General features: G+C 67.6%; 16 protein-coding genes and 1 pseudogene. 11 read left to right on the top strand and 6 right to left on the bottom strand.

All coding sequences use genetic code 11. From position 1 onward, the window contains the following. The first annotated feature begins 9 nt into the window (after window positions 1-9). From G3M62_RS18625 to G3M62_RS18610, 4 genes are read left to right on the top strand one after another with little or no spacing between them, the layout of a single operon-like run. Window positions 10-1689 (top strand): class I adenylate-forming enzyme family protein, encoded by a 1680-nt coding sequence (locus G3M62_RS18625; protein WP_165189726.1) that lies wholly within the window; start codon window positions 10-12, stop codon window positions 1687-1689. Next, window positions 1686-2102: a nuclear transport factor 2 family protein gene (locus G3M62_RS18620; protein ID WP_165189724.1), complete on the top strand. Its 417-nt coding sequence runs from the start codon at window positions 1686-1688 to the stop codon at window positions 2100-2102. Before G3M62_RS18625 ends, G3M62_RS18620 begins: the two co-directional genes overlap by 4 nt. A gap of 19 nt (window positions 2103-2121) precedes the next feature. Beyond that, window positions 2122-2883: an SDR family NAD(P)-dependent oxidoreductase gene (locus tag G3M62_RS18615; protein WP_165189722.1), complete on the top strand. Its 762-nt coding sequence runs from the start codon at window positions 2122-2124 to the stop codon at window positions 2881-2883. Then, window positions 2880-3299, top strand: coding sequence for a nuclear transport factor 2 family protein (locus G3M62_RS18610; protein ID WP_165189720.1), 420 nt, complete (start codon window positions 2880-2882; stop codon window positions 3297-3299). Before G3M62_RS18615 ends, G3M62_RS18610 begins: the two co-directional genes overlap by 4 nt. A gap of 29 nt (window positions 3300-3328) precedes the next feature. Here the strand turns inward: G3M62_RS18610 and G3M62_RS26590 are convergent. Further along, window positions 3329-3436, bottom strand: a pseudogene (locus G3M62_RS26590) (hypothetical protein); the annotation flags it as partial. Window positions 3437-3459: 23 nt separating this feature from the next. Further along, complete coding sequence (locus G3M62_RS18605) at window positions 3460-3981, bottom strand: cupin domain-containing protein (RefSeq protein WP_165189718.1); 522 nt, start codon at window positions 3979-3981, stop codon at window positions 3460-3462. Between the two features lie 156 nt (window positions 3982-4137). Here G3M62_RS18605 and G3M62_RS18600 point away from each other — a divergent pair, with 156 nt between their 5' ends. The 4 genes from G3M62_RS18600 (at window position 4138) to G3M62_RS18585 (ending at window position 8018) form a co-directional block, all read left to right on the top strand. Continuing rightward, window positions 4138-4920, top strand: a complete 783-nt coding sequence (locus tag G3M62_RS18600; RefSeq protein WP_165189715.1) for a hypothetical protein — start codon at window positions 4138-4140, stop codon at window positions 4918-4920. Between the two features lie 100 nt (window positions 4921-5020). Next, window positions 5021-5758, top strand: coding sequence for an SDR family oxidoreductase (locus G3M62_RS18595; RefSeq protein WP_165189713.1), 738 nt, complete (start codon window positions 5021-5023; stop codon window positions 5756-5758). A 41-nt stretch (window positions 5759-5799) separates the two neighbouring features. Beyond that, complete coding sequence (locus G3M62_RS18590) at window positions 5800-7269, top strand: aldehyde dehydrogenase family protein (RefSeq protein ID WP_165189711.1); 1470 nt, start codon at window positions 5800-5802, stop codon at window positions 7267-7269. A 47-nt stretch (window positions 7270-7316) separates the two neighbouring features. Continuing rightward, complete coding sequence (locus G3M62_RS18585; protein WP_205691896.1) at window positions 7317-8018, top strand: TetR/AcrR family transcriptional regulator; 702 nt, start codon at window positions 7317-7319, stop codon at window positions 8016-8018. Window positions 8019-8030: 12 nt separating this feature from the next. Here the strand turns inward: G3M62_RS18585 and G3M62_RS18580 are convergent, their stop codons facing one another. Genes G3M62_RS18580 through G3M62_RS18565 form a run of 4 tightly spaced genes read right to left on the bottom strand, consistent with a single transcriptional unit; the run spans window position 8031 to window position 12147 of the window. Then, on the bottom strand, window positions 8031-8831 hold the full coding sequence (locus G3M62_RS18580; protein ID WP_165189709.1) for an enoyl-CoA hydratase/isomerase family protein: 801 nt from the start codon (window positions 8829-8831) through the stop codon (window positions 8031-8033). A gap of 9 nt (window positions 8832-8840) precedes the next feature. Then, a complete protein-coding gene (locus G3M62_RS18575; RefSeq protein WP_165189707.1) occupies window positions 8841-11045 on the bottom strand; it encodes an acyl-CoA dehydrogenase family protein in 2205 nt (734 codons plus the stop codon). 14 nt (window positions 11046-11059) lie between these two features. Beyond that, on the bottom strand, window positions 11060-11878 hold the full coding sequence (locus tag G3M62_RS18570; RefSeq protein ID WP_165189705.1) for a coniferyl-alcohol dehydrogenase: 819 nt from the start codon (window positions 11876-11878) through the stop codon (window positions 11060-11062). Between the two features lie 38 nt (window positions 11879-11916). After that, a complete protein-coding gene (locus G3M62_RS18565) occupies window positions 11917-12147 on the bottom strand; it encodes a ferredoxin (RefSeq protein ID WP_165189703.1) in 231 nt (76 codons plus the stop codon). A gap of 234 nt (window positions 12148-12381) precedes the next feature. On the opposite strand from G3M62_RS18565, the gene G3M62_RS18560 reads away from it, so the two are divergent. The 3 genes from G3M62_RS18560 to G3M62_RS18550 are packed head-to-tail and all read left to right on the top strand — an operon-like array spanning window position 12382 to window position 15202. Continuing rightward, window positions 12382-13632 carry a cytochrome P450 gene (locus G3M62_RS18560; RefSeq protein WP_165189701.1) on the top strand — a complete coding sequence of 417 codons (1251 nt, stop codon included), beginning with the start codon at window positions 12382-12384 and terminating at the stop codon, window positions 13630-13632. A gap of 2 nt (window positions 13633-13634) precedes the next feature. Beyond that, entirely contained in the window at window positions 13635-14039 is a 405-nt protein-coding gene (locus tag G3M62_RS18555; protein ID WP_165189699.1) for a Zn-ribbon domain-containing OB-fold protein, read from the top strand. Window positions 14040-14041: 2 nt separating this feature from the next. Then, window positions 14042-15202 (top strand): thiolase family protein, encoded by a 1161-nt coding sequence (locus G3M62_RS18550; RefSeq protein WP_205691895.1) that lies wholly within the window; start codon window positions 14042-14044, stop codon window positions 15200-15202. The last annotated feature ends 8 nt before the right edge of the window (window positions 15203-15210 follow it).

Below are 15210 nucleotides of genomic sequence, written 5' to 3'. Positions count from 1 at the left end.
AGGCGTGACATGACCGACCGGCCGCTCTCGATCATCTCGGGTCCTCCTCTTTCCGAGGAGGAGGGCCTGGGCGCCCTGACGTTGGGGGGCTGGCTTCGGGATGTCACCGAGCGTTTCGGTCCGCGCGAGGCGCTGGTCCTGCACGAGGGCGGCGCCGCGACCCGCTGGACCTACGACCAGCTGTGGGATCGGGCCAATGAAGTCGCTCGCGCGCTGCTGGCCTGCGGCGTGGGCAAGGGGACGCGCGTCGGCGTGCTGATGACCAATCGGCCCGAATTCCTGTCGGCCTGTTTCGGCGCGGCCCTGGCCGGCTGCGTCGCCACCACGCTCAGCACCTTCTCGACGCCCGCCGAGCTGGAGCACTTGCTGGCGTCCTCGGCCTGCTCGGTGCTGCTGCTGGAGCGCCACGTCCTGAAGAAGGACTTCGCCGAGATGGTGACGGCGCTGGAGCCGGCGATCGCCTCGGCCAGGCCCGGCGAATTGGCCGTGACCAAATTTCCGTTCCTGCGCCACATCGCCTCGATCGGCGGCGGCGAGGGGGCGATCGAGGACTGGAGCGCGTTCCTGGCGCGCGGCCAGGCGGTGTCGCCGGACCTGGTGAAGGCCACCGCCGCGATGGTGACGCCCGCCGATCCCGGCGTGCTGTTCTTCTCGTCCGGCTCGACCGCCAAGCCCAAGGGCATTCTCAGCGCCCATCGCGGCGTGACGCTGCAGCTGTGGCGCTGGAAGCGCTACTACGCGGCTGGCGACGACGTGCGGATCTGGTCGGCCAACGGCTTCTTCTGGTCGGGGAATTTCGGCATGGCCATCGGCGGCGGCCTGTCCAGCGGCGGCGCCTTGGTCCTGCAGCCCACCTTCCAGGCCGAGGAGGCCCTGGCCCTGATGCAGGCCGAGAAGGCCACCATGGCCGTCGCCTGGCCGCACCAGTGGGCTCAGCTGGAGGCGGCGTCGAACTGGAACGACGTCAATCTCGCCACCCTCAAATATGTTGACGCCAAGACGCCGCTGGGCCGCCACCCGACGGTGAAGACCACCTGGCAGGAGCCGATGGCGGCGTACGGCAACACCGAGACCTTCACGATCAGCGCCATCTATCCGTCGGGCACGTCCGACCAGGAGATCGCCGGCAGCAGCGGCAAGCCGCAGCCGGGCGGGGTGTTCAAGATCATCGACCCGCTGACCGGCGTGGTCGTGCCGCTGGGCGAACGCGGCGAGATCGCCGTCAAGGGCCCGACCCTGATGCTGGGCTATATCGGCACGCCCCTGGACGAGACGTTGGACGCCGAAGGCTTCTTCCGCACCGGCGACGGCGGCTATGTCGACGCCGAGGGGCGGCTGTACTGGCAGGGGCGGCTCAACGACATCATCAAGACCGGCGGGGCCAATGTCTCGCCGATCGAGATCGACACGGTCCTCAAGCAGTGCCCGGGCGTGAAGGTGACCCAGACCGTCGGCGTGCCGCATGACACGCTGGGCGAACTGGTGGTGACCTGCATCGTGCCGCATGACGGCGCGATCCTGGACGAGAAGACGGTCCAGGCCTTCGCCAAGGCCGAACTGGCCAGCTACAAGGTTCCGCGCCGCGTGCTGTTCTTCGGCGAGGACGTGCTGCAACTGACCGGCAGCGCCAAGATCAAGACCGCCGACCTGAAGGCCGCCGTCGTCAAGCGCCTGGAGGCCGAGGCGTGAGTACGCTCACCGAGGACGTGCTGGCGATCCAGAACCTGAAGGCGCGCTACTGCGCCGTCGCCGACAGCGCGGCCGACGATCCCGAAGGCGCGCTGGCCGCGTTCCGGTCGACGGTCTTCCTGCCCGACGTCACCGCCGACTACGGCTTCGACCCGATGCAGGGCGTCGACACGCTGGGCTCGTTCCTGTGCACGGCGATCGCCGGCAATTCGGAGTGGGTCCTGCACATGATCCATACGCCGATGATCGAGATTGCCGGTGACACCGCCAGGGGCGACTGGACCGTGATGGCTCACCTCAAGCGCCGTGAAACCGGCGAGGTGGACCTGGTCCGAGGGCGCTACAGCGACGAATTCCGCCGCACGCCAGAAGGCTGGCGGATCGCGCGCGTCACCTTCACGCGCCTGCTCTAGTTCACGAGGACCGCAGACCATGACCCAGCGTTTCGCAGGCAAGACCGTTCTGGTCACCGGTTCCGCCGGCGGGTTGGGCCGCGCCTATGCCCTGGCCTTCGGACGTGAGGGCGCTCACCTGATCCTGGCCGACATCAACGAGGCCGGGCTAGACGAGAGCATGACGCTGGTCGAGGGCGTCGGCGGCAGCGCCTCGACCCATCGCCTGGACATGGCGGATGAGGCGCAGATCCAGGCCTTCGGCGCTGAGATCGTGGCCAAGCACGAACGCCTCGACGTGTTGATCAACAACGCCGGCCTGCACGCCGGCGAGATCGCGCGGGGCTTCTTCGGCCTGGGCCAGGCCAAGTGGCAGCACTTCTTCGCGGTCAACACCATCGGGCCCATGCTGTTGGCCGAGGCCCTGCGTCCCGCCCTGGCCAAGGCCAAGGGGGTGATCATCAACAAGTCCTCGATGGCCAGCTACAACCCCGCCACCGCCTATGGAATCACCAAGGCCTCGCTCAACGTCTTCACCCACGCGATGGCCATGCAGTTCGGCGCCGACGAGATCCGCTGCGTCGGCATCGCGCCGGGCCTGATGCAGACCGAGGCCGCCCGCGACGGCGTCGCCGACGACAACTGGGAGCGGCTGAAGGGCATGCAGTCGGTCAAGCGCCAGGGCACGGCCGAGGACATCGCCAATCTCGGCGTCTTCCTGGCCTCGGACGAAGGCAGCTTCATCAACAACCAGATCATCCTGTGCGACGGCGGCAACCAGATGCGCGGCTTCCGCATATGACCGCGCCGGGGTTCGCCGACTGGCTGGCGATCGCCAACCTCAAGGCGCGCTACTGCCGGTTCCTGGACACCAAGGACTGGGCGGCCTACGCGGACCTGTTCACGCCGGACGTGGTTATCGACACGACGCCCTCCGGCGGTCCCCGCATGGAAGGTCGCGAGGCGGCGCTGGCCAGCATCCGCGCCTCGCTCGACGCCGCCAAGACCGTCCACCACGTGCACAGCCCGGAGATCGAGATCGACGGCGACGCGGCGCGCGCGGTGTGGGCGATGCAGGACCAATTGTCCTGGTCCAATGGCCGCAAGCTGAGCGGCGCGGGCCACTATCACGAACGCTATGTCCGCCAGGACGGCGACTGGAAGATCGCCGAGTCCCGGCTGACCCGGCTGTGGCTGGAGATGCAGCCGTCAGGCTGAGACCGCCTTCGCACTAAGCGGTAGGCGCTGAGGAGCCGCCCTCGTCCTTCGACAAGCTCAGGATGAGGGCGACTGTTGCGGCGGCTGAATTCGAATTCCTCATCCTGAGCTTGTCGAAGGACGAGGAATTCGCCACGGACGGAGGAGGTGTCCTCGGGCCTTACAACGGCACGCCCGAAGGCGGTGTTTCCCGACTCCAGGCGTCGCGGCTGCGCTCCACCTTCTCGACCGCCTTGGCCCAGAACGCCGGATTGTCGGCCAGCATCTTGATGTCGAAGCTGTTGGAGCCGCGAAACTCCAAAACCTCCACGCCGTCGGGTCCGGGCACATAGGCGTAGGGCACGTCGGCGCCGACGAAGAACCCGTCGCCACGGCCCAGTTCCTCGCTGCCGATCCGCAAGGAGCCGGCCAGGATGTAGTAGAGGCAGTCGACATTGTGGGTGTGGCGCGGCAACGGAAAGCCGCTCTTGAACCAGGCGTGGGCCAGGCTCAGGCCCGGCATCTCGAACAGCAGCCGCACGGTGGTGCCGTCCAGCATGCCCGCGCTGACGGCCGCCGTGGCGCCGGCCATTTCCGTCTCGGTCGGCATGCCCTGGGACATGATCCCGCTTTGCTCGAAGTCCCGGGATTGCGCGCCGCGAAACAGCGCGAAACGGGGCGAGGCAGGGGCCGATGCGGTCATGGAAAACTCCCCTTGAAGCGCCCCTCGAAGGTGGGCCGCCGTCCTCCGTGGGTCAACAACGCCACCGCGATATGGGTTTGGCGCGCCGCCCTTCACGGCGGTGATAGGGTGCTCCAAACCGCGCCCGTCTGAAGGCAAGTCGGAAGAGAGTAGGGAATGAGCCTGTACACGACCCTCCACCTGCACAACGTCCCCGCCGGCAAGGAGGCTGACTACGCGACGTGGTTCGACGGCAAGCATCGCGAAGACCTGGCCCGGTTGCGTGGCTTCGTTTCGGCCGATCGCTACGAGGTGTCTCGCGAGCAGATCATGCCCGACATTCCCCAGCCCTGGCGCTTCATGAGCGTCTACGAGTTCGACTATCCCGCGCCCCAGATCGACCTGCCGGCCCTAGGTCCGCTGCTGGCCGAGGCGCGCGACGCCGGGCTGATCGACGACGCGACCGAGAGCGAGCGCATCCACACCTACGCGATGTATTCGGACTGGGTCTCCAGCCCCAACCATCGCAAGGACAAGCCCTTCTCCGGCGTCAGCATCATCCTGGCCAACTTCATCGCCGGGCGTGAGGCCGAGTACCACAAGTGGTACGACGAGGTGCACATGCCCGAGGTCAGCCGGGTGCCCGGCAAGGTGGCGATGAAGCGCGGCCGGCTGTCGCCTCTGCAGATCGAGCCGGTCCGCTACTGCCCGGGCAGCGACCTGGTGTTCTGCGCCCAGCAGACCGACGATCTGCTGTTCACGGTCAAGGATTTCAGCGCCCGCGCCCGCGGCGTCAGCCCCAGCGGCGTGGCGTTCCAGGAGCGCTCGTCGTCCGGCTCGACCGCCCGGACGGTGCACTATTTCAAGAAGATCAGCGGGACCGAATTCTGGTCAGGCGGCGTGGCCTATGACGGCGACCTGTCGGTCTATCCGGCCGATTTCGCGCGGCCCGCCGGCTGAGGTTTCGCACCTATCGTGGGCGCGATACGCCCCCCTCTTGTCGGGGGCGGGGCGTGGGCGCAGTTAGCTAACGACAAGCAATAAGACTGTAGGGCGGATCGTGGGCAAAGTCGTCGTAGTGACCGGGGCGGGTGATGGTCTGGGCCGAGCGCTGGCCCGGCGTCTGGCCGCCGATGGCGACACCGTGGTGTTGCTGGGCCGCACGCTGTCCAAGGTGCAGGCCATCGCCGACGAGCTGGGCGCGCCGCACTTCGCGGTCGAGTGCGACGTCGGCGATCCGGACAAGGTCCGCGCCGCCTTCGCCAAGGTGGCCGAGCGCCATCCCAAGATCGACGTGCTGATCAACAACGCCGGCGTCTTCGAACCCTTCACCCTGGCCGAGGCCAGCGACGCCCAGATCCTGACCGCGTTGAACACCAACCTGGCTGGTCCGATCTTCTGCGCCCGCGCCGCCCTGCCGCTGTTTGGCGGCGCCGGCCACATCATCAACGTCACCAGCGAGTCCGTGAACGTGCGGATGCCGATGTTGTGGATGTACGCCGGCACCAAGGCCGGTGTGGAGTTCGTTTCCGACATGTGGTCGCGCGAGCTGGAGAGCGCCGGGGTGCGCGTCACCGTGGTGCGCGCCGGCCAGATGATGGACGAGACCAAGACCGGCACGAACTGGCCGATGGAGGTCGCCGTGCGCTTCGCCCAGGAGAACGCCAAGGTCGGCCTGAACCTGCGGGAACGTCCGATCTCTCACTACAGGTCGGTCACCGACGCGTTCCGCGCGGTGCTCGACATGCCGGCCGACCTGCACGTCGGCCTGGTCACCCTCAGCGGCAGCCGGCGCTAGCCCGCCGCCTCGTATCGAAATTCGACAGGAAGACGATCACCATGACCAGCCTCCCCGACGCGAAGCTCTATATCGACGGTGTGCTGCGCGGCGCCGAAGGCGGCAAGACCTTCGACGTGATCAGCCCGTGGACCGGTGAGCCCGTGGGCAAGGCGGCCGACGCCTCGGCCGCCGACGTCGAGGCCGCGATCGCCGCCGCCCGCCGCGCCTTCGACGAGACCGACTGGTCGACCAATGTCGAAAAGCGCGTGGCCCTGGTCACCAAGCTGCGCGCGCTGTTCGAGGCCAACAAGGAACGCCTTTCGGACCTGGCCCGCAACGAGGCCGGCGCCGCCTGGGGCGCGGTGGGCCGCGCCCACGTCGACATGGCCCTGGACGGCTGGGACGATTACCTGAAGGTCTTCCCCGAAGTGCGCTGGGAAAAGGACTACGGCTCGCGCCACGGCTACGGCTTCGAGACGGTCCGCAAGGCGGTGTACGAGCCGGTCGGCGTGGTTGGCGCGATCACGCCCTGGAACGTTCCGCTGTACGTCAATGTCGGCAAGGTGGTCGCGGCGCTGCTGGCCGGCTGCACCCTGATCCTCAAGCCCGCTCCGAACACGCCCGGCATGGGCGCGATCTTCGGCGAGCTGGCCAAGGAAGCCGGCTTCCCGCCGGGCGTGATCAACGTGGTGTTCGGCGCCGATCCGGCCCTGGCCGGCGAGATGCTGGTCCAGGACCCGCGCGTCGATCTGATCTCCTTCACCGGCTCGACCGGCGTGGGCAAGCGGATCATGGAACAGGGCGCGGCGTCGTTGAAGCGCGTGTTCCTGGAGCTGGGCGGCAAGTCGGCCAAGATCGTGCTCGACGACGCCCCCAACTTCGCCATGGAAGTGGCCCAGGCCATGCTGGTCTTCCACGCGGGCCAGGGCTGCGCGGTCCAGTCGCGCCTGCTGGTGCCCAAGAGCCGCTACGAGGAGGCCAAGGGCATCCTCAAGCACGCCTATGGCAGCTTCGGCGACAATTGGGGCGTGTTCGACGATCCCAAGCACATCATGGGCCCGGTCGTCTCCAAGCGTCAGATGGAGCGTGTGCTGTCCTATATCGAGCTGGGCAAGGAAGAGGGCGCCACGCTGCTGGCCGGCGGCAAGGCCCGGCCCGACAAGGGCGGCGGCTATTTCATCGAGCCCACCTGCTTTGGCGACGTGACCAACGACATGCGTATCGCCCAGGAAGAGATCTTTGGCCCTGTGCTGGTGGTCATTCCGTTCGAGGACGACAACGACGCCATCCGCATCGCCAACGAGAGCGCCTACGGCCTGTCGGGCGGCGTCAGCTCGGGTGATCTGGACCGCGCCATGAACGTGGCCAAGCGCATCCGCTCGGGTTCGATTAGCGTTAACGGCGGCATGTGCATCGCCGGCGACTTGCCCTTTGGCGGATATAAGGCTAGCGGCGTGGGTCGCGAGTGGGGTCTGGAAGGGATCGAGGAGTTCCTCGAGACCAAATTGATCGCATGGCGCGCCGCCTAGGCACGGAGGATATCTTGAGCGTGGAGGCCAGCAAGACGACGGACGCCGTGACCGCGAAACGCGGAGCCGCCGCGCTGGCCGCCAAGGCGAGCAGCCATAACCTCAACGGTCAGCGGCTGGGTCGCAAGGGGCGCCTGACGCGCGACCGCATCCTGGTGGCGGCCAACGAGCTCTTGGCGACGCCTAGCGACGTTCCGTTCTCGCTGAGCGCGGTGGCGCGTCAGGCCAGCCTGGGCATGACGTCGCTCTACCTCTATTTCGCCGACCTGACCGAGCTGTTGCTGGCCGTCCTGGAGCCGGTGATGGCCGAGGCGGAAACCGCCTATCTGGGCCATCTGCGCGAGCGGTGGCCGGACGAGACGCTGAACGCCCACTGCCTGGAGTTCGTCACCGCGCTGCACGGCTTCTGGCACAAGAACTCGGCCGTGCTCCACCTGCGCAACAGCATGTCCGACCAGCGCGACAAGCGGATGATGGCCAACCGCGTCCAGGCGGCGCAACCGGTCATGCGCTTGCTGGTCATGCAGATGGACCAGGATCCGCAAGAGGCGGGCTCCCAGGCCGCAGGCATGGCGACGGTGCTCTATACGGGCATCGAGCGCGTCGTGACCATCGCCACCGACCGCATCCTGCCGACCGTGATCCCCGGCCAGTTCGCCCCGAACGTGCGCAACTTCCTGCGCTCCGAGGCGCGCCTGCTGGAGCTGGGCATCCGCGACTTCCGCGCGCTGGCGCGGACGGACGCTTAGGGCGCTCGACCGCTACTTTCCCTTGCCGCCCAGGTTCTTGATGTAGCGCTCGATCCCCTCGAGATAGGCGGGGTTCAGCATCAGGGCGCTGTTGGCCATGCGCTCGACATGGCGGCCGCTTTCGCGACCCAGCTCGGCGGCCAGGTCGATGGCGATCTTGGCCGCGCCCATCTGCTCGCCCGACGACTTGGTCAGGTGGCGGCAGAAGTCCAGGGCGGCGTCCTGGAAGCCCTCATCGGGCAGGACGTCGTGGGCCAGGCCCATGATCAGGGCGCGGTCGGCGTCGACCTTCTGGTTGCCCATGATCAGCCAGCGCGCCCAGTGGGGGCCGCACAGGCGGGTCAGGCGGCTGACGCCGTTCGAGGCCGGCAGCGTGCCGAACAGACCTTCGGGGAAGGCGAACGAAGCGCTCTTGGCCGTCAGGCGAAAGTCGCAGGACAGCGCCATCTCGAGCCCGCCGCCAACGCAAGGCGCGTGAATGGCCATGACGATCGGCTTCTCGATATGCTCCATCTCGTCATAGATGCGATGCATGCCGTTGAGCCGCAGGCGATGGTTCTCGCGAATGCCGGAGGCGGTGCGCGGCGTGGCGGTCGGCGAGCCGCCGCGCAGATCGGCGCCCGAGCAGAAATAGCGACCGGTGGCCCGGATCAGCATCACCTTCAGGTCGGGCTCGTCGCGGAAGCGGTGCAGCGCCGCTTCGAACAATTGCATGGTCTCGGCCGACAGCGCGTTCAGCTTGTCGGGACGATTCAGCGTCGCGATCAGGACGCCGTCCTGTTCCTCCGTCAGGAGGTGCGGTTCTTCCGACATGACGTCTCCTTAGGCCCGCGTACGCGGCAGACCGAGCCCCCGCTCGGCGATCATCGAGCGGTGCACTTCGCTGGTGCCGCCGTAGATCGTAGAGCCTTGGGCGTGGCGGTAGAACATGTTGATCTCGGCCGCCGGTCCCTTGCGCTTGGACAGCGAGTAGGGGGCGGTCAGGTCCAGCAGGTCGCGCGCGTCGCTGAGGAACTTCTCGGACGAGAACATCTTGGCCATCGGGCCATAGGCGAGGTTGGTCTTCTTCTCGGCGATCACCCAGGTGGCGCGGTAGGTCAGCAATTCGGAGACCCACAGGTTGGCCGTGGTGCGGGCCAGGCGAGCCTGGGCCGCGGCGTCCTCGATCAGCGGCTTGCCCCGCCAGGTGATCTCGCGGCACAGCTTCTCGCCGGCGTCGAGCATGGCGCGCTGATACTTGGCGAAGCCGCCGCCGTGCTCCAGCTCCAGGCTGGCGCTCATGGTGCGCACGCCGCCGTCGACCTCGCCCAGCCGGTAGCTGTCGGGCACGTGGACGCCGTCATAGAAGGTGATGTTCGTCCGCTCGTCCTGGAAGGTGTAGACGGGCTGGACCGTGACGCCCTGGGTCTTCAGGGGCACGATGAACATCGTCAGTCCCTTGTGCTTGGCGACCTCGGGATTGGTGCGGGCCAGCAGCAGGACGTAGCTGGCGAGGTTGGCGCCGCTGGTGAACATCTTAGTGCCGTCGATGCGCCAGCCGTTGCCGTCGGGCGTGGCGCGGCACTGGGCGGCGAACACGTCCGAGCCCGAGGCGGGTTCGGAATAGCCCAGGCTGCAGATCACCTCGCCCGCCATGATCTGGGGCAGGACGTCCTTCTTCAGCTCCTCGGTGCCGAAGCGGTTGATGATCAGCGCCACCATCTGCGAGACGCCGGCGGCGGGGTTGTTGTAGCCCTGGGCCTCGAACGCATCCATGCCCGCGATCTTGGCGTAGGGCGACAGGCCGCGCCCGCCGACGTCCTTGGGCAGGCCCAGATAGAGCAGGTTGGCGGCGGCGAGCTTCTTGTTGAGCTCGGGATTGTAGCCTTCCCAGCTGTAGTGGAAGGTGTCGCGCATCTCCGGCGTCACGTTGGCCGCGAAGAAGGCGTTGATCTCGTCGGTGATCGTGCGGGCGTCCTCGCCCAGATCGAACTCGATCGGGCTCTCGCCGGCCTCGGGCAGCGCGGCGGTCTCGCCAGCGTAGAGGCGGCGGCCGGCCTCGTCGAGCAACCGTTGCGGGTCGCCCAGCACCAGCGGCCAAGCCTTGGCGCGCAGGTTAAACAGGAAGATGTCGTACTCGGTGGTCAGGCCGTAGCCGCCGAAGGTGTGCAGGGCCTGGGCCACCGTGCGGGCGGCGGCCTGGTTGTTCCACCAGATGGCGATCGAGACGGCCGCGGCGGCCTCGGGCGCGCCGTCGGCGATGTCGCGGATGGCCTTCCAGACCAGGAACTTGCCGCCGTCGACCTCGCAGGCGAGATCGGCCAGAGGGTGCGAGATGGCCTGGAACTGGCCGATGAACTGGCCGAACTGCTTGCGCTCGCTGGCGTAGGCGGCGGCCAGTTTCAGCGCCTCCCGGCCCAGGCCCGCCAAGGCGGCCGAGATCAGCAGCTTCCACTCCTCGACGCCGGCGGCGAAGGTGGCCAGGGCGTTGTCGCCGGAAGCCAGCACGGTCTGCGGCAAGGCGGCGAAGTCGATCTCGGCCAGCGGGGTCGAGGCCAGGTTTTCCTCGGCGACCCGGGCGGCGGCCGGCACGGCGACCAGCACGACGTCCTGGCCCTTGCGAGCGATGACTTGATCGGCGACGAGGCCCCCGGCGACCCACTGGCGCGGCTGGACGGCCAGGTCATGCAGGGCCAGGGTCAGGACGGTCTCGCCGGCCAGAACCTGGTCCAGAAGACCGCTCTGGTCCCCGCCCAACTGGGCCAGCAGGCGCGCGGCGACCAGGGCCTCGGCCAGCGGGCCCGAGGCCAGGGTGCGACCGGCCTCTTCCATCAGCAGCACGGCGTCGATCAGGCCAAGACCCAGCCCGCCGGCCGCTTCGGGCACGCGGATCGAAAGGGCGCCTTGCTCGGCCAGACCCTTCCAGAGCGCCGGGTCGAAACCGGACGGCTCGGCCGCCCGCACGCGCGCCGTCGAGCTGTTGGCGTCCAGGAAGCGCGCGAACATGTCGCGCATCATTTCCTGATCTTCGGGCAGGTCGAAATTCATGGCCAAACTTGTCCTTAGCCGCGACGACGCATCATGACGCTGAGGTCGACCTGGCCGGTCGCCACGCCGCCCATGAAGCCGCCGTCGACCGGGAACACCACGCCGTTGACGATGCTGGCCAGGTCGCTGTTGATCAGCACCAGCCCGCCGGCCTGCTCGGCGGCGGTCGAGTAGCGGCCCATCGGCTGGGTCGCGGCCTCGACCACGTCCTTGCCCGAGGCGGCCTCGAAGGTCTGCATCATCGGGGTCTGGGTCGGCGAGGGCAGGGTGCAGTTGATGCGGATGCCCTTCTTGATCAGGTGGGCGCCGGTGAACTGGGTCCAGACGATGACGTTCTCCTTGGAGAAGGAGTAGCCCTCGGCGACGGTGTCCATGTGCGCTTCGCACCAGTCGACCGCGGCCTGGAAGCCCTTGGTGGCGATGATTTCCATGCTGGTCGGGATGCGGCGGCTCCAGCCCAGGCCGCCCGTCGAGGCGATGCTGGCGATCGCGCCGCCCGGGCCCATCAGCGGCACGACCTGCTCGGTCAGGTGACGCGTGCCGATGAAGTTGACCTTCATCACGTCCAGCGGCGGGAACGACTGGGGCAGGCCCGCGCAGTTGAACAACGCGTCGACCTTGCCGCCGATCGCGGCCACGCCGGCCTCGATCGAGGCGGGGTCACGCAGGTCGACATTGTTGAATGACGCCAGCGGGAGGGCCGAGTCCTTGTAGTCCAGGCCGTGCACTTCGGCGCCCAGGTCCAGCAGCAGCTTGGCGGTGGCTTCACCCATGCCCGAGAAGCAACCGGTGACGATCACCCGCTTGCCCTTGTAGCCCAAAACGTCGGTCATTCTTTCTGCTCCGTAGGAGGCTTGAATCGGGAAGGGGATCAGGCGGGCTTCTTCAGCGGCCAGGAGATCGTGCCGTCGTCTTCCTCGACGTAGATGATCTTTTCAGGGCAGGCGCGCGCGCCGTACTTGGCCAGCTTTTCCATGCCCTCGGGGACGTCGAAGCCTTCGGTGTCGATGTAGCCGTCGTCGTCCAGGACGTAGAGTTCCTTGGAAACCGCGGCGCAGCGGGCGTTGCCGACGCAGGCGCCTTTTTCGATGCGAATCCTCATGGCAGCCTCCTCCCAGACTTTGCTTGGGCAATCCTATGAACGGAGAACAAGCGTACGATCAACGCCGCCCGCCGTCCGGTTCGCGTGCAATCGCCCTGGCGTTATTGCCGGCCGCCATCGCGGGGCGGGCATTGCCATGGGCGGGGGTGCGCGCGACACAGGGTCCAAGCTGCGCGGGCGTCTTCACCGACGCCGCGCATAATCAAAGTCAGCGGCAAACGCCGGAGAAGTCCCATGGTCCAAGTTGCTCTGAGCCCAGCCGTTCCGAAGCCGGATCACGTGCCGGACGCCCTGGTGTTCGATTACGACCACTACTACGACCCGGCGCTGCGCAAGGACGCCCACGCGCGCATCCTGGAGATCGCCAAGACCGCGCCGCCGATCTTCTGGACCCCGCGTCATGGCGGCCACTGGATCCTGCGCGGTCACAGCGCGGTCTACAACGCCTCGCGCGCGCCGGAGATCTTCAGCAACGCGCCGATGCCCTACGAGATGCTGGCGCACATGAACGCCAACCTGCCGGATGAGAAGAAGATGCTCATCCCGCTGCCGATCACCGTCGATCCGCCGCACCACACCTATTATCGCGGTCCGCTCCAGAAGCCGTTCTCGCCCAAGGCGATGCTGGGGCTGAAGGACAGCATCCGCAAGCTGGCGGCCGAGCTGGTCGAGAAGGTCAAGCCGGACGGCGGCTGCGAGTTCATGACCGCGATCGCCGAGCCGCTGCCGGTGACCATCTTCCTGGAGCTGTTCGGCCTGCCGGTCGAGAAGGGCCGCGTCTATCGCGACCTGGTCGCCGAACACCTGCATTCGCCGATCGGCGACTCCCAGGCCACGCAGCTGCGCCTGCGCAAGGTGGCCGACGCGATGAACGAGACGATCCTGGATCGCCGCGACAATCCGAAGGACGACATCATCTCGATGCTCTGGCAGTCGGAGTACAACGGCAAGCCGGCGACCCTGCACGACATCGAGAACTATGCGGTGATGCTGTTCATCGCCGGGCTCGACACCGTGATGAACGGCATGGGCCTGGGCGTGCGCCACCTGGCCATGCATCCCGAGCTGCAGAAGCAACTGCGCGAGAACCTGGCCCTGGTGCCCGAGGCTGGCGAGGAGCTGCTGCGCCGCTACACCTTCACCGTGCCGCCGCGCTTCCTGCTGGACGATGTCGAGTTCGAGGGCGTGCAGATGAAGAAGGGCGAACGGGCCTTCCTCTTCCTGCCGGCCGCCGACCTGGACCCGACCGAGTTCGCCGATCCGGCCGCCTACAACCTGGCCCGCGAGAACAAGGTGCACATCGCGTTCGGCACCGGTCCGCACCGCTGCCTGGGCTCGCACCTGGCGCGCATCGAGCTGCAGGTGCTGTACGAGGAGATGCTGAAGATCCTGCCGGAATTCCGCATCGATCCCACCAAGGAAGTGAGCTTCCACGGCGGCCACGTGATCGGTCCGGACGAGCTGTATCTGGTCTGGGACGTCTGAGCTTGACCTGGACGCGCTCGCGGCCCCGGCTGGACAAGGACAATCGCGCCTTCTGGACCGGCGGGGCCGAGGGCAAGCTGAACATCGCCAAGTGCGGCGATTGTGGCGGGTTCATCCATCCGCCGCGCGAGATCTGCCGGTTCTGCCTGTCGGAAAACGTCGCCCCTCATGCCGTCGCCGGTACGGGCGTCGTCGACACCTACACCGTCAACTACCAGGCCTGGGCCAAGGACATGGACGTGCCCTTCGTCATCGCCCGGGTGAAGCTGGATGATGCGCCGGGGGTCTATCTGACGACCAACATCGTCAATTGTCCGGTGGACGCGGTCGACATCGACGACCCCGTGCGCGTCGTGTTCGACGAGCAGGACGGCGTCTGGTTTCCGCTGTTCGAGAAGGCAGGCTGAGCGTGGCGCGGGAAGCCTATATCACCGGCCTGGGCATGTCGGAGGTCGGTGTCCGGCTGGCCCGCTCGCCGCTGGGTCTCACGGTCGACGCGGTCAAGGAAGCCATCGCCGACGCCGGCTTGACGCTGGACCAGATCGACGGCGTGGCGACCTATCCCGGCAAGATGCCGACCTTCCTCGGCTTCTCGCCGATCGGCTCGGACGAGCTGATCGAGACACTAGGCCTGAAGACGCACTGGCACATTGGCGCGGCCGAGATGACCGCCCAGCTGGGCGCGATCGCCGAGGCCGCCAATGCGGTGAGGGCGGGGTTGGCGCGTCACGTCCTCTGCTTCCGCACGGTCTACGAGGCCGCCGCCATGTCGCGGCCTGACGAGTTTCCGCCGCTGGAGCGCCGTGAGGGCGTGACCGGCAATTCGCAATGGGTCTCGCCGTTCGGCGCCTTCTCGGCCGCCAACTGGACCGCCCAGTTCGCCATGCGCCACATGAAGCGCTACGGCCTGACGCGCGAGCAACTGGCCCAGGTGGCGCTGAACGACCACGCCAACGCGGCGATCAATCCGCGCGCCCTGGTCAAGAAACCGCTGACCATGGACGAGTACATGTCGGCGCGGATGATCTCGTCGCCGTTCTGCCTGTACGACTGCGACCGCTTCACCGACGCCGCGACGGTGATCATCGTCTCGGCCGGCGACGCGTTGGACGAGGTCAAGACCACGCCGATCCGCATCGCGGCCTCGGCCGGCTCGGTCGAGCGCTACAGCTGGGACCAGGCCGAGTGGGCCAGCGCCTACGTCACCGGCCGCGACCTCTGGACCAACACCGACTACCAGCCCAAGGACGTCGACACCGTCCAGCTCTATGACGGCTTCGCCTTCCAGCCGATCACCTGGCTCGAGGGGCTGGGCTTCTGCGGGGTGGGCGAGGGCGGCCGATTCCTGGAGGGGGGCAAGCGGATCGCCCGCGATGGCGAGCTGCCGATGAACACCGGCGGCGGCCAACTGGGCTGGGGACGCCTGCACGGCTTCGGCTTCGCCTTCGAGGCCGCGGTGCAGCTGCGCGGCGAGGGCGGCGCGCGCCAGATTCCCGGCGACCCGAAGGTGGCCGTCACCACGTCCGGCGGCGGGCCGATGGCCGCGGCGCTGCTGCTGGCCAAGGACTGAAGGCGCTC

This window comes from Caulobacter soli, from assembly GCF_011045195.1.
In the GTDB taxonomy this organism is placed as follows: Bacteria; Pseudomonadota; Alphaproteobacteria; order Caulobacterales; family Caulobacteraceae; genus Caulobacter; species Caulobacter soli.
Note: the sequence above shows the minus strand (reverse complement) of the source record. Positions and strands in the feature narration are given on the sequence as shown.

What these genes read in the sequence shown, in the direction of transcription:
- G3M62_RS18625 (WP_165189726.1), top strand. Translation starts at nt 10, where the DNA reads ATGACCGACCGGCCGCTCTCGATCATCTCGGGTCCTCCTCTTTCCGAG.
- G3M62_RS18565 (WP_165189703.1), bottom strand. Translation starts at nt 12,147, where the DNA reads ATGAGGATTCGCATCGAAAAAGGCGCCTGCGTCGGCAACGCCCGCTGC.
- G3M62_RS18560 (WP_165189701.1), top strand. Translation starts at nt 12,382, where the DNA reads ATGGTCCAAGTTGCTCTGAGCCCAGCCGTTCCGAAGCCGGATCACGTG.
- G3M62_RS18590 (WP_165189711.1), top strand. Translation starts at nt 5,800, where the DNA reads ATGACCAGCCTCCCCGACGCGAAGCTCTATATCGACGGTGTGCTGCGC.
- G3M62_RS18610 (WP_165189720.1), top strand. Translation starts at nt 2,880, where the DNA reads ATGACCGCGCCGGGGTTCGCCGACTGGCTGGCGATCGCCAACCTCAAG.
- G3M62_RS18570 (WP_165189705.1), bottom strand. Translation starts at nt 11,878, where the DNA reads ATGACCGACGTTTTGGGCTACAAGGGCAAGCGGGTGATCGTCACCGGT.
- G3M62_RS18600 (WP_165189715.1), top strand. Translation starts at nt 4,138, where the DNA reads ATGAGCCTGTACACGACCCTCCACCTGCACAACGTCCCCGCCGGCAAG.
- G3M62_RS18580 (WP_165189709.1), bottom strand. Translation starts at nt 8,831, where the DNA reads ATGTCGGAAGAACCGCACCTCCTGACGGAGGAACAGGACGGCGTCCTG.
- G3M62_RS18615 (WP_165189722.1), top strand. Translation starts at nt 2,122, where the DNA reads ATGACCCAGCGTTTCGCAGGCAAGACCGTTCTGGTCACCGGTTCCGCC.
- G3M62_RS18575 (WP_165189707.1), bottom strand. Translation starts at nt 11,045, where the DNA reads ATGAATTTCGACCTGCCCGAAGATCAGGAAATGATGCGCGACATGTTC.
- G3M62_RS18605 (WP_165189718.1), bottom strand. Translation starts at nt 3,981, where the DNA reads ATGACCGCATCGGCCCCTGCCTCGCCCCGTTTCGCGCTGTTTCGCGGC.